Raw genomic sequence first — 24491 nt, forward strand, 5'->3', positions numbered from 1 at the left:
ATCCTATCCGTTTTTTTTAGTTTCTTGCGATTTTTTCTCGTCTACTATTTCTTTTTTAATTTGTTTAATCTCTTGACTAGTTTTCTGAACAGACTCTTCAGTTTGCTTTGCTTGTTCTTCCAATTGCTGAGATTTTTCTTTATAAACTTTTGCTTGATCCGTATAGCGCTTTAACCTTTTTTCTAAATGTATAGAATCTTGTGCTGATTCTATAAGCTTATCTTTCAATACTTCTTTCACAGCCTTGACTTGAGTACCATCTTTTTTATCAATTTCTGTATATGTATCTTGAAGCTTATTCAATTCTTGATTTTTATTCTGTACAAGAGTCTGATATTTATCAGAAAGCTTTTCATACTGTGCAGCCCTCTGCTTAGCCTCATCAGCTTCTTTTTTAATAGCATCAATCTCTTGTTGCATCTGCTGCTGAGTTTTTTCCAACTCAGCTAATTTTTCAGTTTTTGCCATACAACCAGTTAATAAAAAACCAGTCAAACATACAAAAATAACGAAACATTTTGAAATATTTTTTTTCATGAAACTATGCCCCTATAGTACTGGACTATATTCTAACATTTAGAGAGACATTAAGTAAAGAATATTAAAAGAATAAAAAAACAAATCTACTACTTATCAGTTGATTTTAACTGACTAATTTGCTCTGAAATTTCAGCTGCTTTATTTGCTTGTGTTTGGGAAGTTGCTTTTAAGTCATTTATTTGAGCTTGATAACCGTTAGCTTGAGACCTATACTGATTTATCTTTTCATCCAACTTCACTTTTTGAAGTGTTTTTTGAGTCAACTCTTTACTAACTGCTATAGCGCTATCATTATTTGGATCTTTAAAGTTACTATAAGCTTGTTTTAGATCATCTATATCTTTAGCTAGAGAATCTGATGTTTTTTGTAAATCATCGGCTTGCAATCTATATTTAGCAATTTTTGTTTTTAGACTATCTATATTTGCAAGACTCTCTGAAGCCTGATCATTTAACTGCTTTTGTGTTTGCTGTAACTCTTCTATCTGTTTAGCTTTACTCGATGTACATGAATTAAGAGTTAATACAGCAAGCAGTGAAATAAACATTAATATATTTTTCTTATTCATAAGAACCCTTCTATAGCCAAAATCTTTAAATCAACTATCTATTCTTTCTTTACTAAAGAAATAGAATAAATTTATACTGTTATAGAATCAGATGCAATTACATTACCATCATAAACAACATCTGCTGTCCAGTTACCACTACAGTATTTATCACCTTGCTTAACCTCTACAGAAGCCCAGGTTTTATCATTTTTCTCACCATATTTAGTGATAGGAAAACTTGTATCATAACACTTAGATCCTTCTGGAGCATTCCATTGTAATTTCACACTTCCTTGAGGATTATTGTTATAGTTAGTATAGATAGTAGCTATTATCTGATCCTGATCATTTTTTTTCAAACTTATCTTTGCTGTAGGGTCAGATACTACTGTTGAATCTGTTGCTGCTGTTGTCTCACCACTCACAGTTTCTGTTGGAGCAGCCTGATCTTGAGAAGTATCATCATTACCACCTAAGCCTAGAGTGGAACAACTAGCTAACCCAGCAACTGATAAAGAAATAAGACCTAATTTAATCATCTTTTTCATATTAATTCTCCTTTTGCGATTTATAAATAACATCGCTTACATTATAACACTGACAAAAATAAAAATAACATAAATCTTATATAATTATACAGCTTACATTTCTATTTTCATTTACCAATAAATTATAGGTTTTACAAGCTACATTACTAGCCATAAAATCAATACTTTTACCTGCTTTTGCTACCATATTGATTATTTCAATTGATGGAATAATCTGTTTAGCTCCAGTGCCTATCAATATAATCTCTGGATCACTAGCAAGAGCTAACTTAAGATGCGATTCATCTATATCTTCTAAACTATCAATATTTTTTTGATACTCTAATATATCAGTAGCGGATAAAATAAGAGGATGATTATATTCTCCAACATTGAGTGTAAATTTACCATCAGCATATTCTTTGAAAAAGACTGGAGCAGTTATTCTTTCCTCTTGCAAACTCATCATAATAAAAACCTTGATTAATATAATCTTGCTATCATATATAAAATTATAACTTATATGCAATATATCTAAAGAAACATTTTAAGGTGATTATGAATTCAATAACACAAAACACTCAACTTCCTAATTTTGCACAATTTAAAGTTGAAGAAGTAAAGCCTGCTATAGATTTTTTACTAAAAGTAGCAGATGAAAATTTACAAGAAGCTCTAAAAGAGCAAAATCCAACTTGGCGGACTCTACTTAAGTTAGAAGAAGATGATGAAAAAATCACACAAGCTTTTTCATCAATCTCACACATGAATGCAGTTTGTAATACAAAGGAACTTAGAGAAAGTTATGAATATGCAATAGCCAAGCTAACCGAATTTTATACAAAAGTAGGACAAAATAAAGACTTATACAACACTTACAAACAAGTACAACAGCAAGACCTAAATAACGAGCAAGAGCAAGCTGTACGTAAAGCTATAATCGGTTTTGAGCAGTCTGGTGTAAATTTAGATGGCGCAAAAAGAAAAAGGCTACAAGAAATATCTCAAGAGCTAGCTCAATTGACATCCAAATTTGAAAATAATGTCCTTGACGCAACTATGGATTGGATTTATACAACCAATAATGAAAAAGAGCTAGAAGGATTATCTAAAAATACTATTGAGACTGCACAAGCCAAGGCTAAACAAAAAGAGCTTTCTGAAAAATACGCTCTAGGTATAGACATACCGACCTATCTTGCGGTAATGCAACAAGCTGATAATAGAGAGCTTAGAGAAAAATTTTACAAAGCATACTGCACAAAAGCATCTAAAGAAGCTGACAATAAAGAATTTGACAACGATGAAACTATCGAAAAGATTCTAAAACTGCGTATTGAAAAGTCAGAAATATTAGGATTTAAAAATTATGCAGAAAATTCTCTATTTACAAAAATGGCAGAAACACCAGAACAAGTTTTAGAACTACTAAACAACCTTCTAGAAAAATCTCAACCGCAAGCAAAAAAAGATATTGATGAACTAAGAAGATTTGCTGAAGATGCAGGTCTAATAGATGCTTTACAACCTTGGGACACAGCATACTATTCTGAGAAGCTAAAGAAAGCTAAATTCGATTTTACAGAAGAAGAGCTAAGAGAGTACTTCCCTCTTGAAAAAGTTCAACAAGGTTTATTTAAAATCTTAAGTGAAATATACAATTTAGAAATTAGAGAAAACACAGAATATCCAAAATATATAGATGAGCAACAAACTTTTGATTTTTATAAAGATGATAGATATGTTGGTAGTATAATTTGTGATTTCTTTGCTAGAGATAACAAACGCGGTGGTGCTTGGATGGATGGTTCAAGAACAGCTTTTATAAACTCTCAGGGCAAAGCTCAAAAGCCTGTAGCTTATGTGAACTGCAACTTCCTACCACCTGCAAAAGATGGAGCTAATCTAACACATAACGATGTTGTAACACTTTTTCATGAATTTGGTCATGCTCTGCACCACATACTATCACAAGTTAGTATCCCTTCAATTTCTGGGACAAATGGTGTTGAATGGGATGCAATTGAGCTTCCAAGCCAATTTATGGAGAATTTCTGTTGGAGTAGAGAGGGATTAGAGTTAATTTCTGGTTCTCGTGATGGTAAAGACCTGACACAAGAACAAATAGATAAGCTGATTGGCACAAGGCATTTCCACTCAGCGTTAATGATGGCTAGACAACTTGAGTTTGGTATATTTGATATGAATATCCACTATAAAAAGCTAACAACTGCTGCTGAGGTCCAAAAAGAACTTGATGATGTTAGAGCTAAAATCAACTTATTAACAGTCCCTAGCTATAATAAATTCCAAAATGGTTTTTCACATATTTTTGCTGGCGGTTATGCAGCCGGATACTATAGCTACAAATGGGCTGAAATATTATCATCAGATGTGTTTTCTCGCTTTGAGCAAGAAGGCATATTAAGCAATAAAACTGGGCAGAATTTATTAGAAAACATTATCTCAAAAGGTTCTTCTCGTGATGCTATGGATAATTTTGTTGCATTTATGGGTCGTAAGCCAAATGAGGAGGCTCTTCTTAGACATAGTGGAATTAAATAAACAACACCTCAAAATATGCAAACAACTAAAATAGGTAACAAAGCAGAGGAGCAAGCCTGCAGATTTTTAAAATTTCAAGGTTTGCAAATTCTCTTTCAGAATTTCAAAGCCTTACCTTATGGTGAAATTGATATTATTGCATTAGATAAAAATATTCTAATATTTGTTGAGGTGAAATATCGCAAAAAAACTAATTTTGCTAAAGCAGAAGAAGTGCTTACATTCAGCAAACAGCAAAAACTTATAAATACAGCAAACATTTTCTTACAACAAAATCTGGAATTTGAAAATTATCAATGTCGCTTCGATTTAATTGCTATAAATGAAGAGGATATTAATTGGATAAAAGATGCTTTTACAGTTTAGAGCCTATGACCAAAAGCCAACTTGATTTTGAGGTATATGTATAGAAAACCTGATAGCCGTCACCCCCCAAATTCACACTATTCTGCGCCCCTGCTTCTTCATTTGGATTTACTGTAGTTCTAGCTCCAGCCCACATGCCCATTCCAAGAGCACTATTATATTGAAGACCTACAGCATCATAATCATAACCAGCTGAATTACTACAAGTTTTGGCATTAACGCCTCCTACTGTAGGCATAGGTACTAAGCCTACTTCACCAGCAGGACAACTAAACTTGATAGATGTACCTATAGCATTTACTATAATTGTACTAGGCGCAACAGACCCTCCATTTGCAGGTGCATTGTTTCCTACAAGAGCTTGTACTGCTGTAAATCTACCAACTAGAGATGCTGAGCCAGATTGTGGATTATCACTTTTCTCATTAATACAACTAGCCAACACTAAACCTGCTAATACAACCGTTAAAAATTTATATTTTTTCATTATTTTACCTTATTCAAAAATTAATACAGGCATAGTTTAAGCTATCAATTGTCAATTGATGAGATTTTAGTTGTAGAGATTTAAGTACAAACACTTATGGATACCTCTAAAAACTACTCTTTAGGCAACAATACACTAAAAAAGTATTGTGTCACTCCGTCAAATTCGTCTTCAGAATCCTAAGAACAAGCTTGCAAATTTTTAAAATCTCAAGGTTTGAAAATCCTCTTTCAGAGTTTCAAAGCTTTACCTTATGGTGAGATTGATATTATTGTATTAGATAAAGATATTCTAATATTTGTCGAGGTCAAATATCGCAGAAAAACTAATTTTGCCAAAGCTGAAAAAATGTTCAAATATAGCAAACAACAAAAGCTTATAAATACAACAAATATCTTTTTACAGCAAAATCTTAAATATGAGGGTCATGAATCTCGCTTTGATTTAGTAGCGATAAATAAAGATGATATTAATTGGATAAAGAATGCTTCTCAAGTCATTTAAAGGATTATGACCAGTAGCCTACTTGACTAATAGGAACACATCTCATATTTGTAACATAGTCACCCCCACCAATAGGTGCATTACTAAAAACAAAACCTCTAGATTCTCCATTACCTACAGGAATAGTATTACTAGACCACCCCAATGGATATCCAGATCCACCTGATCCATAGACAACCTGAAGATAACGATATTCACAACCATCGGCAGCATTATTACAAGTTTTTTCGCCTATAAATGAAACCATTCCAGCTGGACAAGTACTCTTTACGATAGTACCATTATTACTAATTAATACATTAAATCCACCAATATTTGCAGCATTACCTGTAGTTCCACCAGTCCATCCTGATATAGTACGCAAATCTGTACCATCGATAGTAGCTCCTGCTGTAGAGGATTTTATTACTCCCTTATCTTGTTCATTTATACAGCTAGCCAATACTAAACCTGCTAATGCAACTGTTAATAATTTATACTTTCTCATTTTTTCACGCCCTTGAAAAATAAATTTAAGGCAAATTTTAAGCTATCAATTGTCAATTGTCAAACTTTAAAGCATCGTTAATTTAATTTCACAAACTATTCTTACAACTCCTCAGAAAGAGCAATTAACTTCTTAGCTTGCAATAACTGATACTCATCAGTTTCATCATTCAAATTCAAATTCAAATGTCCTATCTTACGCCCTTTACGAGGCTCTTTATTATAGTTATGTATTTTTATTCTGTCTAAAGCAGATAAATCTTTTGTAGATGGCATACCACCAATACAATTTAGCATAATAGTTTTTTGGCTAGTTGTATCTCCCAAAATCAACCCAGCTATAGCACGCACATGGTTTTCAAACTGTGAAGTAACAGATCCATCAATAGTCCAATGTCCACTATTATGAACTCGGGGAGCTATTTCATTAACAATCAGATCATCTCCTTTTACGAAGAACTCAATCGCTAAAGTTCCTACGTACTCAAACTCTTTGATCAGTTTTTTTGCTATTTGTTGCGCTTTTTCGGTTAGAGTTTGATTTTCAAAAGGTGCTTCAGATTCAACAATTATACCTTGCTTATGAATATTTGTTGCTAATGGATAAAATGCTATATTGCCTTTAATATCAGCTGTGCAAATTTGTGAAACCTCATAATCAAAATTAACAAATGCCTCATAGATAAGTTCATCTGGAGCATTTTTTAAAGTATCCCAAGCCTTTGTAATATCATCTTGTGTTTTTATCACAAATTGACCTTTACCATCATAACCAAATCTACGAGTCTTAACTATAGCTGGTAGCCCATGCTTTTTTACAGCCTCTTCAAGCTTCTCTAAACTATCAATATTTACAAATTTAGCAGTAGCAATACCATGATCCTGCATAAAAGATTTTTCAAGAAGTCTGTCTTGAGAAATAGCTATAGCTTTAGCCGATGGATAAACATTAACCTCATGATTAATAGTTTTTATTAGCTCATCAGAGATATTCTCATTTTCAAAAGTTATCACATCAAACTGCTTCGCCCAGTTTACAACATCATTAACCTTCTCAAGATCGATATCTGTAACTGTTTTCACAACTTCTTGCGCACAGTCACCAGCCTTACCTAGACAATGAAATTCGAAGCCAAGCGGTGTCCCTGCTATACTTAGCATTCTAGCTAACTGTCCAGCCCCAATAATACCAATTTTCATTTTATTGCTCTCTCGGGTTAGGATTATCCAACACTGTTTGTGTTTGATCTGCTCTAAATTTAGCTAAAGCTTGACCAATTTTAGAATCTATATGTTGTAAAATACTTGCAGCAAAAAGAGCAGCATTCTTACTACCAGCAACACCGATTGCAAAAGTAGCCACTGGAATACCTGCTGGCATTTGTACTATTGACAATAAACTATCTTTACCACTTAATACACTTGATTTAACAGGTACTCCTAATACTGGCAGATCAGTTTTTGCAGCAACCATACCAGGTAAATGTGCTGCCCCACCGGCTCCAGCAATGATAACTTTTATGCCTCTATCTTTTGCTGTTTCAGCATAGCTAAACATTTTATCTGGAGTTCTATGAGCTGATACAACCTCACATTCGTATTTAATACCTAATTGCTCTAAAATATCACAACACTCTTTCATTGTACTCCAATCAGATTTAGAGCCCATTATTACACCAACATCTACACTCATAATTTCCTCCAAATGCTTAAGTTATCAATCTTTCCAATTCTTAATAACTTCGATCCAAGCCTTACTTTCTAATGCTTGCACCTTCTTTTTTAAACTCTCCGCAGTATCATTTCCCGTTACATCACACTCAAGCTGCAAAACAATATCTCCACCATCAACCTCTTCTGTGACTTGATGAATCGTACAGCCTGACTTATCGTCTCCGGCATCTATAACTGATTGATGTACATCTAAATCCATCAACCCTGCATGTTTTGGCAATAGCGATGGATGTATATTTAAAATTTTACCTTTAAATGCTTTGATAAATACAGGGCTTAATATACGCATAAAACCAATTAACAATACTATATCAGGATTGTACTTTTGTATCTCATTGACAAGTAATTCATCGTATCGTTCTCTAGTAAGACCTTTTGCACTAACAAACTTATTAAAGATATTATGCTCTTGCGCTCTTTGTAAGATATACGCTGATTTTCTATTAGATATAACAAGCTCAATACTTGCATCAATTTGATTAAAATCTATGGCATCAATAATAGCTTGCATGTTAGTACCACGAGTTGACCCTAAAACTACAAGCTTTAATTCAGACATTTAATTTATAGCTCCTGATATTTATCGCCTCTAAGCATATTCATGAACTTAATACGCTCATTGATAAGCTCTTTTGTACCTATATCAGGGCGATGATAAAGTTTACCATAAATATTTTTCACAGCATTTTCAGCTTTTTGCTCTGCTTCTGCAATAGTATCACCCAACCCAAGTACTGCTATGGCTCTAGAACCAGTACCTATAAGTTTACCATCTCTAAAATCTACAGCTCCTAAGAAAAGCTCAACATTATCAGAACACTGTGAAATATCTATCTCAAAATTTTTTACTGATTGGTTCGGATATCCAAGCGGTACTAAATATTTACACACGCTAGCTTTATTTTTAAATTTTGCTTCTACTTGATCAAGAGTTCCTTGAGTAATCGCTTGAGCAATTTCAATAAAGTCTGTTTCCAAAAGAGTGAGCAAATTCATAGCTTCCGGATCACCAAAACGAGCATTATACTCAATAACTTTTGTGTCATTTCTTGTAGCCATAAAACCGCCATAAAGAATACCTTGATACGGCTGACCAAACTTATCTTTTAATGCATGAGCAACTTTTTCATTAATTTCTTTAGCTCTAACAATATCACTATCTGATAAAAAAGGTAGACTATGATTAGCATCTGAATAAGTACCCATACCACCAGTATTAGGCCCTTTATCACCCTCATGAGCTCTTTTATGGTCTTGAACAGCTGGCATATGTATAAAATTCTCACCATCTGTAAATGATATTAGAGAAAACTCTTGCCCAACCAACTTTTCCTCAACTACGAACTCTTTATCCAAGTCAACTAGTGATTGGCAATGCTTAATAGCTTCATCCATACTATGAAGATGATCTCCCCATACTAGAACACCTTTGCCTCCACACAGACCATCTGCCTTAATCACAAATTGTCTTTCATACTTTTTAAGAGTCTCTTTCACTCCATCCATAGAATTAAATTTTCTAAAAAATGGATTAGCTCCAATATCATAATCTCTAATTAAATCTCTTGTAAAACCTTTAGATGTTTCAAGTTGAGCAAGTTCTTTAGTTGGACCAACGACACCAATGCCGTCATCTTTTAACTCATCAGCTAAACCTACTTCTAGCGGTGCTTCAGGACCTATGATAGCTATATCAATATTTTGAGATTTTGCATATTCTAAAACTTCCTGAGTATTACAAATGTCTGCAACTTTATAACCTTGTGCTATTTTATCAATACCAGGATTAACCGCTCCACTTATACAAAATAATTTATTATTAATCTCGCTTCTTTTAACAGCCTCTGCGATCGCATGCTCTCTACTTCCAGAACCAACTAGAAGAATATTCATTGTTTTTTCCTTATTTAGATACTTTGTAACATTATTTTTAATTCTTTGGTTGATGTTCTCGATATCTGCAGGCACTTCAAACTTTTGTCCTGTTATCATTTCAAAGAGAGTTATATATTTTTGTGATAGCTCTACGATTAGCTCTTGTGGTGCTTGTGGTAGAATTTCATCATTATATGGGTCACAGTTTTTTGCAAACCATAATCTAAAGAATTCTTTATCAATATTTTCCGGTTCTTCGCCATTTTCAAATCTCTCAGCGTAGCTATCTTTAAGCCAAAACCTTGAGCTATCAGGAGTATGGATCTCATCTATTAGGATAATCTCACCAGTTTGTTCATCAACACCAAATTCATATTTAGTATCAGCAAGAATCAAGCCATGTTCTAATGCTTTCTTTTGACCAAACTCAAATAATTCTAATGCCTTTTGTGAAGCGAAATCCCATTGCTCTTGTGTTAGCCAGCCCTCTTTGACAATATCTTCAGCAGAGATCGGTCTATCATGATCCTGCTCTTTTGTTGTAGGTGTTAAAATATTTTTTGGTAGCTTTTGGTTTTTCTTTAAACCTTCTGGCAAGATATTACCGCAATAATCACGACTACCACTTTTATAATGAGTCCAAAGAGATGTTGAAGTTGAGCCAGTTATATATCCTCTAACTACAAACTCAATTGGTAGAACTTTTGCCTTTCTAGCAATTACGACATTAGCATCAGGAGAAGCTATGAAATGATTCTTAACAATATGAGCAGTTTCTTTAAACCACCAAATAGATGACTGCGCTAAAATCTGACCCTTAAATGGAATAAATCCAAGCGATCTATCAAATGCTGACTGTCTATCTGTTGATATCAAGATACTTTTATCATCAGTAAAGTACATATCTCTGACTTTGCCTGTGTACTTATCTTTGATATCAAGATTTGTTGATTTTAGAGTGTTTTTTATATTATTGATGATGATTTGTTTATCAATCATTAGATGATTTCCACCTTACCTGTATTTGTAATCTTACCTATTTGATATAGCTTAGTATTTGTATGTTTTTGAGCAAGCTGTTGCATTTTTTCAAACTGATCTTGACTAGCAATGATTGCCATACCAATACCCATATTAAATGAGCGATACATTTCAAACTCACTAATCTCGCCAATTCTTTGCATAACTCTAAAGACAGCAGGAGTTTCAAAGCTATCTTTAGAGATATCTGCACCTAAGCCTTTAGGTAGCACTCTTGGAACATTTTCAATAAACCCACCACCTGTAATATGTGCCATACCTTTGATATCAACACCATTATCTAAGAAGTCATGGATAATATTTGTATAGTTAATATGTGGTTCAAGTAAAACATCGCCGATAGTCTTATCATCTAGCTCCGGATATGTATCAGTATGCTTGTTACCAGCAACATCAAAAAATAATTTACGCGCAAATGAGTAACCATTTGTATGCAAACCTGATGAACTAAGACCAAATACTACATCACCCTCTTTGATATTCTCACCATTGATAACTTTGTTTTTATCAACCACGCCAGTGATTACACCAACCATATCAATCTCACCAGCTTGGTATACGCCAGGCATTTCGGCAGTTTCACCACCAACTAGAGATACACCAGATTCAGCACAAGCTTTACTCATACCTTTTACTAGCTCTTCCATAATAGCTGGATCAAGCTTATCGTGAGCCACATAGTCCAAAAATGTAATTGGCTTAGCACCCATCACAACGATATCATTTGTTGCAGCTGAGAAAAGATCATAGCCGAGATTCTCAAACTTACCACACATAACAGCGACTTTTGTCTTGGTACCAACACCATCTATAGACTGCACTAACACAGGATCATCATAATTATTTATCACACTCTTAAGTGAGTAAAGTGAACCAAAGCTTCCTAAACCTGTTAAAACTTCTTTTGTAAAAGTTTTTTTAACATGATCTTTCATTCTATCTACAGCTTGATTTCCAGCTTCGATATTTACACCAGCATCTTCATATTTTAAGCTTGCCATTTCATTTCCTTTCTAAAATAAATCAGTATCCTAAAATTGCTTCAGGATCTTACAATAAATGTAAACTATATTTGTTTAATAATTACCTATTCAGCTCTCTAGCACACTGAAAAGTATTATACAAAAGCTCTGTAATTGTCATAGGTCCAACACCTCCTGGTACTGGAGTAATAGCAGAAGCCTTTTCTTTCACAGTATCAAAATCAACATCACCTGTAATCTTACCATCTACATGGTTGATACCTACATCGATTATCACAGCACCTTCTTTAACCATATCAGCTGTAATAAAGTTTGGTTTACCTACAGCTACTACAAGTATATCTGCTTTAATGGTGTGAGATTTAAGATCTTTTGTAAACCTATGGCAAGTTGTAACAGTCGCTTTTGCATTTAAAAGTAACTGAGATACTGGTTTACCTACTATATTACTAGCCCCTACAACTACTGCATGAGCACCCTCTGTTTGTACATCGTACTCTTTTAACATAGTCAATATACCTTTAGGAGTACATGACTCAAGAGCTTTTTTGTCACGAAGCTGTAATCTACCTATATTTACAGGATGAAAGCCATCAACATCTTTTTCAGGTCTAATAGCATAAATAACTTTTTGCTTATTTATATGTGTTGGCAATGGAAGTTGCACTAAGATAGCATGTACACTAGAGTCATTATTTAAAGTGTTTATTAGATCAAGTAGTTCTTGTTCAGTAGTAGTTTCCGGTAGTGTAATTACATCAGAATTTATACCAACTTTTGCACAAGCCTTTTCCTTGGAACCAACATAAGTCTTGCTAGCTGGGTCATCACCTACAATTATAGCTACTAGCTTGGGAACTATACCCGTTTGCTCTTTGTATTCTTGAAGTTGCTCGGCCAGCCTATCTTTCAAATCTTTTGAAAGTTTTTTACCATCGATTAAAGTCATGATTTGATTGCTTAAAATTTACAAATGTAAAGATAGTTATATGATATCAAACTTCAATTATGTTTGGGAATTTTTTAGGATAATTTCTTTGTATTTGTTGGTTTTAGAAAATTTCTATTCCTCATCCAATAATAGATAAAAATTGTAGTATATGCTCCAACAGCCAAACCGAAAATCACATCACTAGGATAATGCGACCCTAAAGCAACCCGACTAAAAGCAATTAACAGCGCTAAAAACACCCACAATACTCTGAACCTTGGCAATAAATATATCAAGCCAACATAGAATGCTGCAACGGTAATAGAGTGACCAGATGGCATACTAGCAAAATCATAACCAGGTTTATGAAAATGCTCAAAGTATTGCGACCCATATTCTAAGAAAAATTTTGGTCTAGCCCTACCAATCATAAACTTCAGTATTTGACCAATAATACCACTAATTGCAACAGTTGCTATAAGAAAAAGTGTTGCAGCTGTTAAGGCATTAATTCTATCTCTCGTTGATTCTAATAAAGAGTCTGTATCAATAAATAACCTAACTATAGCAAACAATCCCAAAGGAATTAATAAATATAAAGCTAATCCAAAATGAGTGATCTTATCAAGATAATACCAGTAGCCTGAAAAAAATCCATTTTGTACATACTTCTCAACATAAGCATCAATATTAAAGTACAAAAATACAATTATTAACAATATAGGTACAAATGTATACTTTAACTGTATAAGTCTTGGTATATTAACTTCTGTTATTCTAGGACTTTTAAATGATTTTTTAAAAGCATACCAATTCTTTTTCACTACACTGTTAGGCATAATCAGAGACCTCATTTACTTAGTATCTTAATATTCGGAAAGTATATCAAAATACCATTATTTAACCATACTAATATATACATTACCGCACCAAAACTGTTACCATTTTTGTATCATTTTCCAAAAAAATAATTTATCTTTTTTTTAAAAAAATACTTGAATAGCAGTTTTTTCCAAATATAATGGAAGTACTTAAAAGCTGGAAGCATAAGTTTTAAAGCTTTAAAGTGTTATAAAATATAAAACCAAAAGAAAAAGGAAATAACAATGAAAAAACAAATGCAAAAAGGTTTCTCACTAGTTGAGTTAATGGTTGTGATTGCTATTATCGCTATCTTAGCAGCTGTAGCTATCCCTATGTATTCTAATTATACTACTCGTGCTAAATTAGGCAGTGAGTTAGCTAAACTAGGTGGTGTTAAAATGGAAGTTGCTGAGCAAATATCTAACTCTAACACATCTGTAGGTAGTACTCCTAGTGGTATTACAGCTCCAAGCTCCATACCATCAGGTGCTAGCGTTGATGCTGATGGTACAATTAAGTTACCTGTTGACAGTGTAGTTGGATCAGATGCTGATATCATAATGTCTCCTTCTGTAGTATCAGGAGCAATAACTTGGACATGTGACGTATCTGGATCTAGCGTTAGTTCATCAGTTAAACCTTCAAACTGTACTGGCTAATAAATCCATATATATACCTTATTAAAACTAAAAAAGTCACTTAAGTGACTTTTTTTATATCTAATATTCAGTAATTTATCTTCTAGTGTTTTTCATATATAATGATTATAATAGCATATTAAAAGCTTTATATACCATATATGAGAAACACCAAAGGCTTTACTTTAGTTGAATTAATAGTTGTTATAGGAGTAATTGCAATACTCGCTGCTATAGCAACGCCCATTTATTCAAACTATAAAGAAAGAACTATTATGACAGAGGCTATAAATGTAACTGGTGGTGTTAAAGCGCAGATAGAAGATTATATTAGCAATTCTCAAGACCCTTCTACTATGACATATAATACCCCTCCAGGAATTTCTGTGATAAATAGCAGCATATCTGGAGCAACCATTGAAATAAACATGCATGAGAGAAACTCTAATATATTTACAAATTCCAATGATACACTTCGATTAGTTGGTGTAATTAATGGTGCAATTTTTAAGTGGACTTGCCTACATAATGCAAATGCTTCAGATATTGCTACTAGAAATACACCAAAAGCTTGTGAAAATACCTTTACTAGTTAATTTTCTCAACTTTCCTCTCATCATATTCACAAGGCTACACCTTTCAAACAAAACATTCTTCAACAACTCTTAAATCCTTACTCAAGTTCTTTTAAAAAAGTAGTTCATAAAGTATTTAATACAAACCTAACAATTCCCTAGCATGAGAAAGAGCTTTCTCTGAAATATCAACACCACCAACTATCTTAGCTATCTCTTGAACTCGCTGCTCTTGATTAAGCTCTATAATTTTTGACTCTGTAGAATCTTTAAGATATTTCTTAGATACATGTAAATGTATTTGTCCTTGTGCTGCTACTTGTGGTTGATGTGTGATACATAGCACTTGTAATTTTTCTGATAATTTTCTGAGAAGCTTACCAACTATCTCTGCTGTGGCGCCAGATATTCCAACATCGACTTCATCAAAAACCAAGGTTGGATAAGATCTCTTCTCAGCTGATACAGCCTGGATTGATAGTCCTATCCTACTAAGTTCGCCACCAGAAGCAACTCTTTTGACAGGTGCTAATTGCTCACCTAGGTTAAAATTAATCATAAATTGACACTCATCGGTTCCTTTAGATGCTTTTGTTTCACTATCTAAAACTTGCGCGACAAAACTACCCTTTGGAATATTCAAAGATCGGATATTTTTCTCAACCTGTTTCGAAAATTCTTTAGCTGCTAGCTTACGAGCCTTACTAAGCTTTGTTGCAAGTTCATTATATTCACTATCTAAAACCTGCCTTTGCTCTGTAAGTTTTGCTAATTTTGTACTATCTTGACTAAAACCTTCCAGCTCCACTTGTAACTCATCTATGTACTGATACAAATAGCTTGGTTCGACTTTGTGCTTACGCGCAAGATCATATATTTCACTCATTCTATGATCTACTTTTGCAAGCTCCTCTGGATCTTGCTCTAATGATTCAAGCTGGATTTGAGCTTCATCGTAACCCTCTTGAGCATAAACTTTGGTTTGAGATATCAATTCTTGTAAGTTCTTAAAAACTATATCATCTAGTTTTGAGGCTTCCTTTTCTAGCTCTGTAAGCATAGCCGTGATATTAGTTTCATCATCGTACATAAGATTAGAAATATAATTCAAACTATAGCTAATCTCATCAACACTAGATAAACTCTTTTGTCTTTGAGAAAGCTCTTCAAATTCATTCTCTGCAAGTTCTAGAGTTACTAATTCATCTAGCTTATATTCTAAAAGCTCTTTCTGACTGTTTTGACTATCAATATGCTCTTGTAATTGCACAATTTCAGTATTTATTTTTTGTAACTGATAAAAAGAGTTAGATACTTTTTTTAGAAGCTCATCATTATTTGCAAAACTATCAAGGAGACTTAATTGCGATTTTGGATCTAATAAATCTTGATGTGAGTTTTGACTATAAATATTTATCAGTTTATCAGATACCTTTTTGACATCTGACGCTTTGACAACACTGCCATTTATAAAAAGTCGGCTTTGTTTAGATTTATTTACAACTCTTCTAAAGGTACACTCATTATTTTCACAATCAATAAAAAGCTCATCTAACAATCTCTTAGCTCTTGCATTATCCTTAATGCAAAAAGTGGCCGATACCTCTGTAACCTTGTCATCCTGTAAGAAAGTCTTTTCAAGTCTCGCACCTAATACAAAACTAAGAGCATCAAGTAATATAGATTTACCCGCTCCAGTTTCACCTGTAAGTACAGTCATTCCTTCTTTAAAATCAATCTCTGTAGATTTTATAATTGCAAAGTTTTTTATTGATAAATGTAGTAGCATAGATCTTGTAAATAATTGATATTACACCTAGATTAATATATCTATTCTTTAGTAGTTATACAACTATTATTATTTATCATACTAACTCCGTTAATAGTAACAAAACATATTTTATCAACCTAGAAAATATATTATAATCGCTATGCAATTCTTAGATTAATTTCAAACCTAAAAGGATTTTAAAATGCAATTATCAAAAAGAGTACAGGCGATGCAAGCTTCTCCTGTACGTAAATTAGTACCATATTCAATCCAAGCTCAAAAAGAAGGTAAAAAAGTATTTCACTTGAATATTGGACAACCTGATATCAAAACTCCTAGCGAATTTATGGATGCAATCAGAGCTTTTGATGAAGAAACTATTGCATACTCTGTAGCTAATGGTGAACCAAGCCTAATCAAAGCTATTTCAAAATACTACAAAAGATTTGATATGGATTTTGCAGAAGATGAAATTCTAATTACAAATGGCGGCTCAGAGGCACTTATATTTGCAGCAATTGCTACTTGTAATGCTGGTGAGGAGATATTAGTTCCAGAGCCTTTCTACACAAACTATAATGGTTTCACCACAGCTGTTGATGTTGCTATAAAACCAATTACCACAAAAGCTGAAGAAGGTTTTCATCTACCATCAAAAGAAGAAATCATAGCATGTGTAACCGATAAAACTCGTGCAATTATGATTTCAAACCCAGGTAATCCTACTGGTGTTGTATATACAAAAGAAGAACTAGAAACTCTAGCAGAAGTTGCTAAAGAGAAAGATCTATTTATCATTAGTGACGAAGTATACCGTGAGTTTACTTATGATGGTCTTACTTGTACTTCATTTGGCAATATCAAAGGCGTAGAAGATAGAGTAATAATCGTTGACTCTGTATCAAAAAGATATAGTGCATGTGGAGCTAGAATCGGTTCTCTTTGTTCAAAAAATAAAGATTTTATCAGAGAAGTTACAAAGCTATGCCAAGCTAGACTATGTGTACCAACTCTTGAGCAAATTGGTTCTGCTGCACTATATGAAGTATCACAAGAATACTTACAAGAAGTAAATAAAGAATACCAAAAAAGAAGAGATGTAACTTTTGAAATTCTATCAAATATTGATGGTGTTGTTTGTGAGAAGCCTACTGGTGCTTTTTATGTAGTAGCTAAACTTCCGATTGATGATGCTGAGAAGTTTGCTCTTTGGTTACTTACTGATTTTGAGGATAATAAAGAGACAGTTATGGTATCTCCAGCAGCTGATTTTTATGCTACTAAAGGCCTTGGTAAAGATGAAATCAGGATAGCATATATCCTTGAAGAAAACTCACTAAGAAGAGCTTTAGAGCTTCTTGATAAAGCTATTAAAGTTTACAATTCTAAATAATACTTATTGCCTTAATTTTTCATACAGGTTAATCTCTAATATAGTTTGTAAAAATTTTACTTTATATTATGAAAAAACTAAGATTTTTGTTACCTACCATAGCTTTAACGCTTTGCTATACATTAGCTAACGCATCTGATGTAAATAGCAATTGGCAAGATGATTATTCAAATATTAAATATGTAACTGCATCAAGCATTGAGAACCTTAATGATAACACCTCTTCTATACAACCTACGGTTGATATTACAAATATCATTTATTTATATGAAAATGGTCCTTTAGGGAAATATGGTCCTATTGGGTCAGCAGGACCTCTTGGTAAAGATGGACCCGTGCAAAAGCTAAAATCTTTTGATCCTAGCACATATCCTTATTTCACAGATTATTTTAAATCATTTTACGGTCCTCTCTCCGAAGATGGCCCGCTTGGATTCTTAGGCCCATACACTGAAAATAGCTACTATTACGGTGATCTTTTTGAACTAAATAATTTTGCTGTTCATGTCCGCGCACTAGGATTATGGGGAGTATTAGGAACTGTTGGACCTTTTGGACCGGTAGGTGCTCTTGGGCCTCTAGGTCCAATTGGAGCTCATGGCTACTCTAGAGATGAACAAGGCAACTATACTGACAAAGATGGACATATTGTAACAAAGATAGATGTACCTTTTGATAGTGATTCAAAAAGATCATTTGATCTATATGAACTTTATAAAGCAGAGTATGCTGCTAGTAAAAAAGATCTTGACACTTCTTTTGTAACTTTAGGTAATCTAAAAGAGAATTATAGTGATGACTATGTTATTAATAATGATGAAAAGCAAGTTGTTACTATTCTGGTCATTCCAGAACAATTGTTTAATTATTTTGATATACAATTATATAGTTCTAATGGGAATTTAATCGCTGAGTCAAATAGTCGTAAGTATATTAACTTTATACAGTTTTTAGCCCCTAAAGATACCAATTACACAATCAAAATAACTAGTCCTGATAAGTCAGATAAATATGCTCTCTATGTAACAGGAAGCACAAAATATCTGAATAAATATAATATTAGTGGCGATTATATTTTAGAAAAATAAAGATTTTTTGATTTTAGAAAGTAACAACTGTTCTAATATTATTGTGCATTTCTTCAAAACCTTTATTAATATCTTCTATCTTAATATTTGATGTAATAAGATTATCAATGTCAATACGACCATCCATATACCAGTCAACTATCATAGGTACATCTGTTCTACCTCTCATACCACCAAAAGCTGAACCTTTCCAGGTACGTCCTGTAACTAACTGAAACGGTCGAGTAGAAATCTCTTCACCAGCTCCAGCAACACCTATTATCACACTTTCACCCCAACCTTTATGCACACATTCTAAAGCTTGACGCATAACCTCAGTATTACCAATACACTCAAAACTATAGTCCGCTCCACCACCTGTTAATCTAATAAGATGCTGAACTATATCCTCGTCAATTTCATTAGGGTTAACGAAATCTGTCATGCCATACTTTTCAGCTAACTCTTTTTTATCATTATTAAGGTCAACTCCAACAATCTGTCCTGCCCCAACCAGCTTAGCTCCTTGGATCACATTTAGACCAATCCCACCAAGACCAAATACGACTACACTTGAGCCTGCCTCAACATTTGCTGTCTTAACAACTGCACCGACTCCAGTTGTCACACCACAACCAATATAACAAACCTTATCCAAAGGTGCATCTTTACGAATTTTAGCAACCGCTATCTCCGGTAAAACAGTATAGTTTGAGAAAGTTGAGCAACCCATATAATGGAAAATATCTCTACCATCTTGTGTTGTAAACCTAGAACTACCATCTGGCATTAAACCCTTACCTTGAGTTTCTCTTATTGATTGACATAGGTTGGTTTTTGGATTTAGACAAAAATTACATTCTCTACATTCTGGTGTATAGAGAGCTATAACATGATCACCCTTTTTAACTGACTTTACATTTTTACCAACTTCTACAACCACACCTGCTCCCTCATGTCCTAATATAGCAGGAAAAAGTCCTTCTGGATCTCTGCCAGATAATGTAAAGGCATCTGTATGACAAATCCCCGTAGCTTTAATCTCAACTAAAACTTCATTATCTTTAGGTAATGCAACGTTTACCATTTCTACTGAAAGTGGTGCTCCCGCTTTATAAGCAACAGCAGCTTTTGACTTTATAGACATTATTTCTCCGGATTATTCAAAAATCTTTATAACTAGTATTTTAGATGATAGAGAAATAATAGGTAGACTTTTTAGGATAATATTTAAAAATTAATCACGTTTATAAATATCTTCTAAACGAACAATGTCATCTTCACCAAGATAATCACCGACCTGTACTTCGATAATTTGAATATCACTATCTGTAAAATTCTCTAATCTATGCACAGATTCTTTAGGAATAAAAATATGTTCACCAACATTATATTCTTTTACATTTTCATCAACTGTTATAGTAGGTTTACCCGTTACAACTACCCAATGCTCAGCTCTTTTAAAATGCTTTTGTAGCGAAAGCTGACCTTTAGGTTTTACAGTGATTATTTTAGTTTGACTTTTATCTGTAAAATTAATTGTTTGATAAGTTCCCCAAGGACGCTCATAAACTTTACCAACCTCATTTAAATTAGACATTTTAACTCCGATGTTTATAGTATTTTAAGCTAGGTAACATTATTAAATAAAAGCACTATTAATTCAAGTTTTCTCCAAGTGTAAATTTTAATTGACAAAGTAAAAAACAGGCATATAATTCGCTCACCTCATACATGAAGTACATGAGAATACAGAAATCATATCTAAGTATTTTTGTATGAGTTTAGTGCTATGAACTACCGATAGTAACTAGCTATCAGCAAAATTCAAAGTACTAAAAACTTAATAAACTAAAAAAATAATAATCTGTATTTTCAGGTACTTTGTGTAACAATTTTGGAGGTAGTAGTATGGCGTTAGCTAAAACTCTAAAACCTCGCCATATAGAGCTAATTGCTCTTGGCGGTATCATTGGTTCTTGTTTCTTTTTAGGTACAGGATATGTTCTCTCAGAGGTTGGTCCAGCAGCTATTTTAGCTTATATATTAGCAGGTATTATAGTTTATGCAGTTACTTTGTGCTTAGCAGAGCTAACAGCTAACTCCCCAAACTCTGGATCTTTTATTTACTATACTGCTAAATATGTATCCCCATCTATAGCTTGTGGCATGGGATGGTCATACTGGCTTAACTGGATAATCTATATCCCATCGGAATGTATTGCTGGTGGGATAATTATGCATACATTTCTACCATCAGTTCCTACTTTTATGTGGGCAACATTGTTTGGTTTATTTATAACAGTTATCAACCTAACAAAGGTTAAAATTTTTGGTGAGATTGAGTTTTGGCTGTCATTAATAAAAATCATTGCTCTTGCTCTATTTAGTGTCGTGGCAATATTGATATTTTTTAATGTTATACAAAATGATACTAATACTGCTATAGGCACTACTTATATAGTTGGAGAAGAAGGTTTTTTCCCTAAAGGAAAACTTATCTTAATAACAACTATGGTAATGCTATTAGTGAACTTCCAAGGCTCAGAAATTATAGGTCTAGCGGCGGGTGAATCAAATAATGCTGAAAAACAGATGCCAAGAATAGCAAAACATGTTGCTATAAGAATAGTTGGCTTATATGTAATACCTGTTTTTCTATTAGCACTAATTTTTCCTTGGCAGAAAATGGATTTAACAGACTCAGTCTTTGCTGCTGCTCTGCAACACTATCACTTAGATAAATTTGCTGCTGTATTTGCCTTTGTAGTTTTAATAGCTGCTTTTTCTTGTGCAAATAGTGGCTTCTATGCGGCTGTTCGTTCATTATATGGTTTATCTAAATCAAGAATGGCTCCAAGCATATTTAGAAAGCTAAACTCAGCTTCTATTCCTCATTATTCTGTTTATGTAAGTATTGCAGCAATATGGGTATTTTTAATACTCTCTTTTAAATTATCAGCATCAGCTGCTTTTACTAACTTGTTAGCAATGTCTGGATTTACAGCTACAATTTGCTGGATCTGTATCTGCTGGTCGCAATATAACTTTAGAAAACAGCTTATAAGAAAAAAAGCTACTGATAAAATGCTATTTAAAGCTCCTCTATTTCCATATATTTCATTATTTGGGATATGGATACAAGTTTTATGCTTAATCTTAACATTATTTAATGATGAATTAAGAGGTGCATTTTACTTTGGCGTACCTGCAATGCTCATTCCTTGCTGCGTATACTTTTATCTATCAAAAAAGAAAACTACTAAATTAATAAGACCTACTACTTTCTTAAAAAAGGCATTTTAGATTACTTGTCATAAGAGTAGCTAATCGCCTATAGTTCCACACCACATTCTATCACCGCCCCCTCCTAGAGGCTTAGGATTATCAGAATAGTTGTCAGAACCTTCGTGAATCATCAAACTATGTCCAACCAACTCCTCTAGAGAATCTAACTTCGGCGCAACAACGGGTTTTGTAGATGTTCCATCAGCATCAATAACTAATACAGGTAAATCTCCTTTATGGCCATTGTCATTGTATGGTCCAAGATGTTTGTCATTATGTTGAGGATCCCAATGTCCCCCTGCTGCTTGACCATTGTTATCACAACTTGGATTAATATGGATATGCATGCCATGAGTGTTTGGCCCAGGCAAGTTGTATAGATGCGGTGTTATTAACATACCATCCTCTTTACCATCATGGATATATGGTGATATTGTAATCGTTCCGACTTCTTTATGAGTTTTAACGTCCTTTAGATGTACAATTAACTCACCATCATGACCACGATCATACGGTTTTTTCTCAAATAAAGAACACCCTGACATAAGCACCATGAATGTACTAATACCTAACACTTTACAAAAACTATTCATTCCTATACCTCTAGTTAATATGTGTCTGACACACTACCATCATACAAATATTTATATGTATAATCCATGTTTTCAAGAGCAATTAATTTTTATAGCCACCTTTGAACTGGTTTTATAAACCATCTCATAATAAAAATATATTGTTTACATAAATAAGATATATCATGCTTATATTTATTTTCTAAAAACATCTCTATACAATGAAATTCATGAAGGATAATTTATTAAATCATATATAAGTAAAGGTGATTAATATGAGCAAAAAATCAACTATGACAACTACTGCAGGTTGTCCCGTAGCAAATAATCAAAACTCACTAACTGCTGGTGAGCGTGGTCCAGTTTTATTACAAGACTATCAACTTATTGAGAAGTTAGCGCATCAAAATCGTGAACGTATCCCCGAACGTGTGGTACATGCTAAAGGTTGGGGAGCTTATGGAACATTTAAAGTTACCAATCCAGAAATAGCTAAATATAGTAGAGCAAAGTTTCTTGAGAATGGTAAAGAAACACAAGTTTTACTGCGCTTTTCTACAGTTGCTGGAGAACTTGGGGCTGCTGATAATGAGCGTGATGTTCGTGGCTTTGCACTAAAATTCTATACTGAAGAAGGCAATTGGGATTTAGTTGGTAATAACACACCTGTTTTCTTTATAAGAGATCCGCGTAAATTCCCAGATTTTATCCATACACAAAAACGCCATCCCAAAACAAATCTACGCAGTGCTACTGCAATGTGGGATTTTTGGTCGCAATCTCCTGAGAGTTTACATCAAGTTACGATACTATTTTCTGATAGAGGCTGTCCAAAAACTCCTATGCATATGAATGGCTACTCATCCCACACTCTAAGTTTGATAAGCTCAGACGATAAGCGTTATTGGGTGAAGTGGCATTTTAAAACTCAACAAGGTCATGAGCACTACACTAATGCAGAAGCTGCGGAAGTTATTGGTAAAACACGTGAAGGACATCAAGAATCATTATTTGGCGCTATTGAAAGAGGCGAGTTCCCTAAATGGAATGTGCAGGTTCAAATAATGGCTGAAGAAGAAGCTGAAAAAGCTAAGTTCAACCCATTTGATTTAACAAAAGTTTGGCCACATGGCGATTACCCTATAATGGATGTGGGAGTTTTAGAGTTAAACTGTAACCCAGATAATTATTTTGCTGAGATTGAGCAAGCTGCATTTAGCCCATCAAATATCGTACCTGGCATTGGGTTTTCTCCAGACAAAGTCTTGCAAGCACGTATATTTTCTTATGCTGATGCTCATCGTTATCGTTTGGGCACTCATTATGAAGCATTACCTGTAAATGCACCTAAATGTCCAGTACATCATTATCATAAAGATGGATCTATGAGATTTTTTGATAATTTTGCTAAAAATCCAGATGCATATTATGAGCCAAATAGTTTCAACGGCCCTGCTGAGGATGCAAGTTATAAAGAGCCACCATTAAAAATTAATGGTGATGCAGATTACTACGATCACAGGGTTGGTAATGATGACTATGCTCAGCCAAGAGAGCTTTATAAGTTATTTGATGAAGGTCAAAAACAGCGTCTTTATAGCAATATTGCTGAAGCCATGGATGGTGTGCCTGATTTTATCATAGAAAGACAGTTGGAGCACTTTGCTAAGATAGATTCTAGTTATGCAGAAGGAGTTAAAAAAGCTTTAGCTGAACTAAACTCTTAAGGAATA

26 protein-coding genes are annotated in these 24491 nt (G+C 33.7%); 9 read left to right on the forward strand and 17 right to left on the reverse strand.

Annotation, left to right across the window (positions count from 1 at the left end; all coding sequences use genetic code 11):
• Nucleotides 1-3: 3 nt before the first annotated feature.
• The 4 genes from QI37_RS04395 to QI37_RS04410 form a co-directional block, all read right to left on the reverse strand.
• Nucleotides 4-537, reverse strand: a complete 534-nt coding sequence (locus QI37_RS04395; RefSeq protein WP_040008891.1) for a hypothetical protein — start codon at nucleotides 535-537, stop codon at nucleotides 4-6.
• A gap of 89 nt (nucleotides 538-626) precedes the next feature.
• Nucleotides 627-1109 (reverse strand): hypothetical protein, encoded by a 483-nt coding sequence (locus QI37_RS04400; protein ID WP_052399153.1) that lies wholly within the window; start codon nucleotides 1107-1109, stop codon nucleotides 627-629.
• A 71-nt stretch (nucleotides 1110-1180) separates the two neighbouring features.
• Nucleotides 1181-1639 carry a TUL4 family lipoprotein gene (locus QI37_RS04405; RefSeq protein ID WP_040008893.1) on the reverse strand — a complete coding sequence of 153 codons (459 nt, stop codon included), beginning with the start codon at nucleotides 1637-1639 and terminating at the stop codon, nucleotides 1181-1183.
• Nucleotides 1640-1715: 76 nt separating this feature from the next.
• Nucleotides 1716-2087: an Mth938-like domain-containing protein gene (locus tag QI37_RS04410; RefSeq protein ID WP_040008896.1), complete on the reverse strand. Its 372-nt coding sequence runs from the start codon at nucleotides 2085-2087 to the stop codon at nucleotides 1716-1718.
• Nucleotides 2088-2176: 89 nt separating this feature from the next.
• On the opposite strand from QI37_RS04410, the gene QI37_RS04415 reads away from it, so the two are divergent.
• Both QI37_RS04415 and QI37_RS04420 read left to right on the forward strand, forming a co-directional pair.
• Nucleotides 2177-4183, forward strand: coding sequence for a M3 family metallopeptidase (locus tag QI37_RS04415; protein WP_040008898.1), 2007 nt, complete (start codon nucleotides 2177-2179; stop codon nucleotides 4181-4183).
• A 15-nt stretch (nucleotides 4184-4198) separates the two neighbouring features.
• A complete protein-coding gene (locus QI37_RS04420) occupies nucleotides 4199-4549 on the forward strand; it encodes a YraN family protein (protein ID WP_040008901.1) in 351 nt (116 codons plus the stop codon).
• Here the strand turns inward: QI37_RS04420 and QI37_RS04425 are convergent.
• Nucleotides 4539-5036, reverse strand: a complete 498-nt coding sequence (locus tag QI37_RS04425) for a hypothetical protein (RefSeq protein WP_040008904.1) — start codon at nucleotides 5034-5036, stop codon at nucleotides 4539-4541. The two genes, QI37_RS04420 and QI37_RS04425, sit on opposite strands and share 11 nt — an antisense overlap.
• A 216-nt stretch (nucleotides 5037-5252) precedes the next feature.
• Between QI37_RS04425 and QI37_RS04430 the strand changes: the two genes are divergently transcribed.
• Complete coding sequence (locus QI37_RS04430) at nucleotides 5253-5540, forward strand: YraN family protein (RefSeq protein ID WP_235261400.1); 288 nt, start codon at nucleotides 5253-5255, stop codon at nucleotides 5538-5540.
• A gap of 4 nt (nucleotides 5541-5544) precedes the next feature.
• Here QI37_RS04430 and QI37_RS04435 read toward each other — a convergent pair whose 3' ends face one another.
• From QI37_RS04435 to QI37_RS04470, 8 genes are all read right to left on the reverse strand, one after another.
• Nucleotides 5545-6027 carry a hypothetical protein gene (locus QI37_RS04435; protein ID WP_040008907.1) on the reverse strand — a complete coding sequence of 161 codons (483 nt, stop codon included), beginning with the start codon at nucleotides 6025-6027 and terminating at the stop codon, nucleotides 5545-5547.
• Between the two features lie 101 nt (nucleotides 6028-6128).
• Nucleotides 6129-7226, reverse strand: a complete 1098-nt coding sequence (locus QI37_RS04440; protein WP_040008910.1) for a 5-(carboxyamino)imidazole ribonucleotide synthase — start codon at nucleotides 7224-7226, stop codon at nucleotides 6129-6131.
• A gap of 1 nt (nucleotide 7227) precedes the next feature.
• Nucleotides 7228-7719, reverse strand: coding sequence for a 5-(carboxyamino)imidazole ribonucleotide mutase (gene purE, locus QI37_RS04445; RefSeq protein ID WP_040008913.1), 492 nt, complete (start codon nucleotides 7717-7719; stop codon nucleotides 7228-7230).
• Nucleotides 7720-7743: 24 nt separating this feature from the next.
• Entirely contained in the window at nucleotides 7744-8319 is a 576-nt protein-coding gene (purN, locus tag QI37_RS04450; protein ID WP_040008915.1) for a phosphoribosylglycinamide formyltransferase, read from the reverse strand.
• A gap of 5 nt (nucleotides 8320-8324) precedes the next feature.
• Nucleotides 8325-10634 carry a phosphoribosylaminoimidazolesuccinocarboxamide synthase gene (locus tag QI37_RS04455; protein WP_040008917.1) on the reverse strand — a complete coding sequence of 770 codons (2310 nt, stop codon included), beginning with the start codon at nucleotides 10632-10634 and terminating at the stop codon, nucleotides 8325-8327.
• Nucleotides 10634-11677: a phosphoribosylformylglycinamidine cyclo-ligase gene (gene purM, locus QI37_RS04460; RefSeq protein WP_040008919.1), complete on the reverse strand. Its 1044-nt coding sequence runs from the start codon at nucleotides 11675-11677 to the stop codon at nucleotides 10634-10636. The genes QI37_RS04455 and purM overlap by 1 nt, the downstream gene beginning before the upstream one ends.
• Before the next feature lie 82 nt (nucleotides 11678-11759).
• Nucleotides 11760-12608 (reverse strand): bifunctional methylenetetrahydrofolate dehydrogenase/methenyltetrahydrofolate cyclohydrolase FolD, encoded by an 849-nt coding sequence (folD, locus tag QI37_RS04465; RefSeq protein ID WP_040008922.1) that lies wholly within the window; start codon nucleotides 12606-12608, stop codon nucleotides 11760-11762.
• Nucleotides 12609-12682: 74 nt separating this feature from the next.
• Nucleotides 12683-13429, reverse strand: a complete 747-nt coding sequence (locus QI37_RS04470) for a phosphatase PAP2 family protein (protein ID WP_040008926.1) — start codon at nucleotides 13427-13429, stop codon at nucleotides 12683-12685.
• A 267-nt stretch (nucleotides 13430-13696) separates the two neighbouring features.
• On the opposite strand from QI37_RS04470, the gene QI37_RS04475 reads away from it, so the two are divergent.
• Both QI37_RS04475 and QI37_RS04480 read left to right on the forward strand, forming a co-directional pair.
• Nucleotides 13697-14113, forward strand: coding sequence for a pilin (locus QI37_RS04475; RefSeq protein WP_040008928.1), 417 nt, complete (start codon nucleotides 13697-13699; stop codon nucleotides 14111-14113).
• A 140-nt stretch (nucleotides 14114-14253) separates the two neighbouring features.
• Nucleotides 14254-14688 (forward strand): pilin, encoded by a 435-nt coding sequence (locus tag QI37_RS04480; RefSeq protein ID WP_040008929.1) that lies wholly within the window; start codon nucleotides 14254-14256, stop codon nucleotides 14686-14688.
• Nucleotides 14689-14803: 115 nt separating this feature from the next.
• Here QI37_RS04480 and recN read toward each other — a convergent pair whose 3' ends face one another.
• Entirely contained in the window at nucleotides 14804-16456 is a 1653-nt protein-coding gene (gene recN / locus QI37_RS04485; protein ID WP_040008931.1) for a DNA repair protein RecN, read from the reverse strand.
• A gap of 184 nt (nucleotides 16457-16640) precedes the next feature.
• Here recN and QI37_RS04490 point away from each other — a divergent pair, with 184 nt between their 5' ends.
• On the forward strand, nucleotides 16641-17831 hold the full coding sequence (locus QI37_RS04490) for a pyridoxal phosphate-dependent aminotransferase (protein ID WP_040008932.1): 1191 nt from the start codon (nucleotides 16641-16643) through the stop codon (nucleotides 17829-17831).
• A 68-nt stretch (nucleotides 17832-17899) separates the two neighbouring features.
• On the forward strand, nucleotides 17900-18919 hold the full coding sequence (locus QI37_RS04495; protein ID WP_040008934.1) for a collagen-like domain-containing protein: 1020 nt from the start codon (nucleotides 17900-17902) through the stop codon (nucleotides 18917-18919).
• 13 nt (nucleotides 18920-18932) lie between these two features.
• Here the strand turns inward: QI37_RS04495 and QI37_RS04500 are convergent, their stop codons facing one another.
• Both QI37_RS04500 and QI37_RS04505 read right to left on the reverse strand, forming a co-directional pair.
• Complete coding sequence (locus tag QI37_RS04500; protein ID WP_040008935.1) at nucleotides 18933-20045, reverse strand: S-(hydroxymethyl)glutathione dehydrogenase/class III alcohol dehydrogenase; 1113 nt, start codon at nucleotides 20043-20045, stop codon at nucleotides 18933-18935.
• A gap of 90 nt (nucleotides 20046-20135) precedes the next feature.
• Complete coding sequence (locus QI37_RS04505) at nucleotides 20136-20498, reverse strand: phosphomannose isomerase type II C-terminal cupin domain (protein WP_040008937.1); 363 nt, start codon at nucleotides 20496-20498, stop codon at nucleotides 20136-20138.
• A 311-nt stretch (nucleotides 20499-20809) separates the two neighbouring features.
• Here QI37_RS04505 and QI37_RS04510 point away from each other — a divergent pair, with 311 nt between their 5' ends.
• A complete protein-coding gene (locus tag QI37_RS04510; protein ID WP_040008939.1) occupies nucleotides 20810-22204 on the forward strand; it encodes an amino acid permease in 1395 nt (464 codons plus the stop codon).
• Between the two features lie 20 nt (nucleotides 22205-22224).
• Here the strand turns inward: QI37_RS04510 and QI37_RS04515 are convergent, their stop codons facing one another.
• Nucleotides 22225-22779 carry a superoxide dismutase family protein gene (locus QI37_RS04515; RefSeq protein ID WP_040008942.1) on the reverse strand — a complete coding sequence of 185 codons (555 nt, stop codon included), beginning with the start codon at nucleotides 22777-22779 and terminating at the stop codon, nucleotides 22225-22227.
• A 254-nt stretch (nucleotides 22780-23033) separates the two neighbouring features.
• Between QI37_RS04515 and QI37_RS04520 the strand changes: the two genes are divergently transcribed.
• The gene (locus QI37_RS04520; RefSeq protein WP_040008944.1) at nucleotides 23034-24485 is read left to right on the forward strand and encodes a catalase; all 1452 of its coding nucleotides are present in this window, start codon (nucleotides 23034-23036) and stop codon (nucleotides 24483-24485) included.
• Nucleotides 24486-24491 lie beyond the last annotated feature (6 nt).

The sequence above is a fragment of the Candidatus Francisella endociliophora genome (assembly GCF_000764555.1).
GTDB lineage: Bacteria > Pseudomonadota > Gammaproteobacteria > Francisellales > Francisellaceae > Francisella > Francisella endociliophora.

Excerpts from the sequence above, each read along its gene's own strand:
- QI37_RS04490 (WP_040008932.1), top strand. The coding sequence starts at position 16,641 with ATGCAATTATCAAAAAGAGTACAGGCGATGCAAGCTTCTCCTGTACGT.
- QI37_RS04505 (WP_040008937.1), bottom strand. The coding sequence starts at position 20,498 with ATGTCTAATTTAAATGAGGTTGGTAAAGTTTATGAGCGTCCTTGGGGA.
- QI37_RS04455 (WP_040008917.1), bottom strand. The coding sequence starts at position 10,634 with ATGATTGATAAACAAATCATCATCAATAATATAAAAAACACTCTAAAA.
- purN (WP_040008915.1), bottom strand. The coding sequence starts at position 8,319 with ATGTCTGAATTAAAGCTTGTAGTTTTAGGGTCAACTCGTGGTACTAAC.
- QI37_RS04425 (WP_040008904.1), bottom strand. The coding sequence starts at position 5,036 with ATGAAAAAATATAAATTTTTAACGGTTGTATTAGCAGGTTTAGTGTTG.
- QI37_RS04520 (WP_040008944.1), top strand. The coding sequence starts at position 23,034 with ATGAGCAAAAAATCAACTATGACAACTACTGCAGGTTGTCCCGTAGCA.
- purE (WP_040008913.1), bottom strand. The coding sequence starts at position 7,719 with ATGAGTGTAGATGTTGGTGTAATAATGGGCTCTAAATCTGATTGGAGT.
- QI37_RS04495 (WP_040008934.1), top strand. The coding sequence starts at position 17,900 with ATGAAAAAACTAAGATTTTTGTTACCTACCATAGCTTTAACGCTTTGC.
- QI37_RS04420 (WP_040008901.1), top strand. The coding sequence starts at position 4,199 with ATGCAAACAACTAAAATAGGTAACAAAGCAGAGGAGCAAGCCTGCAGA.
- QI37_RS04435 (WP_040008907.1), bottom strand. The coding sequence starts at position 6,027 with ATGAGAAAGTATAAATTATTAACAGTTGCATTAGCAGGTTTAGTATTG.
- QI37_RS04515 (WP_040008942.1), bottom strand. The coding sequence starts at position 22,779 with ATGAATAGTTTTTGTAAAGTGTTAGGTATTAGTACATTCATGGTGCTT.
- purM (WP_040008919.1), bottom strand. The coding sequence starts at position 11,677 with ATGGCAAGCTTAAAATATGAAGATGCTGGTGTAAATATCGAAGCTGGA.
- QI37_RS04400 (WP_052399153.1), bottom strand. The coding sequence starts at position 1,109 with ATGAATAAGAAAAATATATTAATGTTTATTTCACTGCTTGCTGTATTA.
- QI37_RS04470 (WP_040008926.1), bottom strand. The coding sequence starts at position 13,429 with ATGCCTAACAGTGTAGTGAAAAAGAATTGGTATGCTTTTAAAAAATCA.
- QI37_RS04410 (WP_040008896.1), bottom strand. The coding sequence starts at position 2,087 with ATGATGAGTTTGCAAGAGGAAAGAATAACTGCTCCAGTCTTTTTCAAA.
- folD (WP_040008922.1), bottom strand. The coding sequence starts at position 12,608 with ATGACTTTAATCGATGGTAAAAAACTTTCAAAAGATTTGAAAGATAGG.
- QI37_RS04405 (WP_040008893.1), bottom strand. The coding sequence starts at position 1,639 with ATGAAAAAGATGATTAAATTAGGTCTTATTTCTTTATCAGTTGCTGGG.
- QI37_RS04500 (WP_040008935.1), bottom strand. The coding sequence starts at position 20,045 with ATGTCTATAAAGTCAAAAGCTGCTGTTGCTTATAAAGCGGGAGCACCA.
- QI37_RS04475 (WP_040008928.1), top strand. The coding sequence starts at position 13,697 with ATGAAAAAACAAATGCAAAAAGGTTTCTCACTAGTTGAGTTAATGGTT.
- QI37_RS04480 (WP_040008929.1), top strand. The coding sequence starts at position 14,254 with ATGAGAAACACCAAAGGCTTTACTTTAGTTGAATTAATAGTTGTTATA.
- QI37_RS04415 (WP_040008898.1), top strand. The coding sequence starts at position 2,177 with ATGAATTCAATAACACAAAACACTCAACTTCCTAATTTTGCACAATTT.
- QI37_RS04510 (WP_040008939.1), top strand. The coding sequence starts at position 20,810 with ATGGCGTTAGCTAAAACTCTAAAACCTCGCCATATAGAGCTAATTGCT.
- QI37_RS04440 (WP_040008910.1), bottom strand. The coding sequence starts at position 7,226 with ATGAAAATTGGTATTATTGGGGCTGGACAGTTAGCTAGAATGCTAAGT.
- QI37_RS04395 (WP_040008891.1), bottom strand. The coding sequence starts at position 537 with ATGAAAAAAAATATTTCAAAATGTTTCGTTATTTTTGTATGTTTGACT.
- recN (WP_040008931.1), bottom strand. The coding sequence starts at position 16,456 with ATGCTACTACATTTATCAATAAAAAACTTTGCAATTATAAAATCTACA.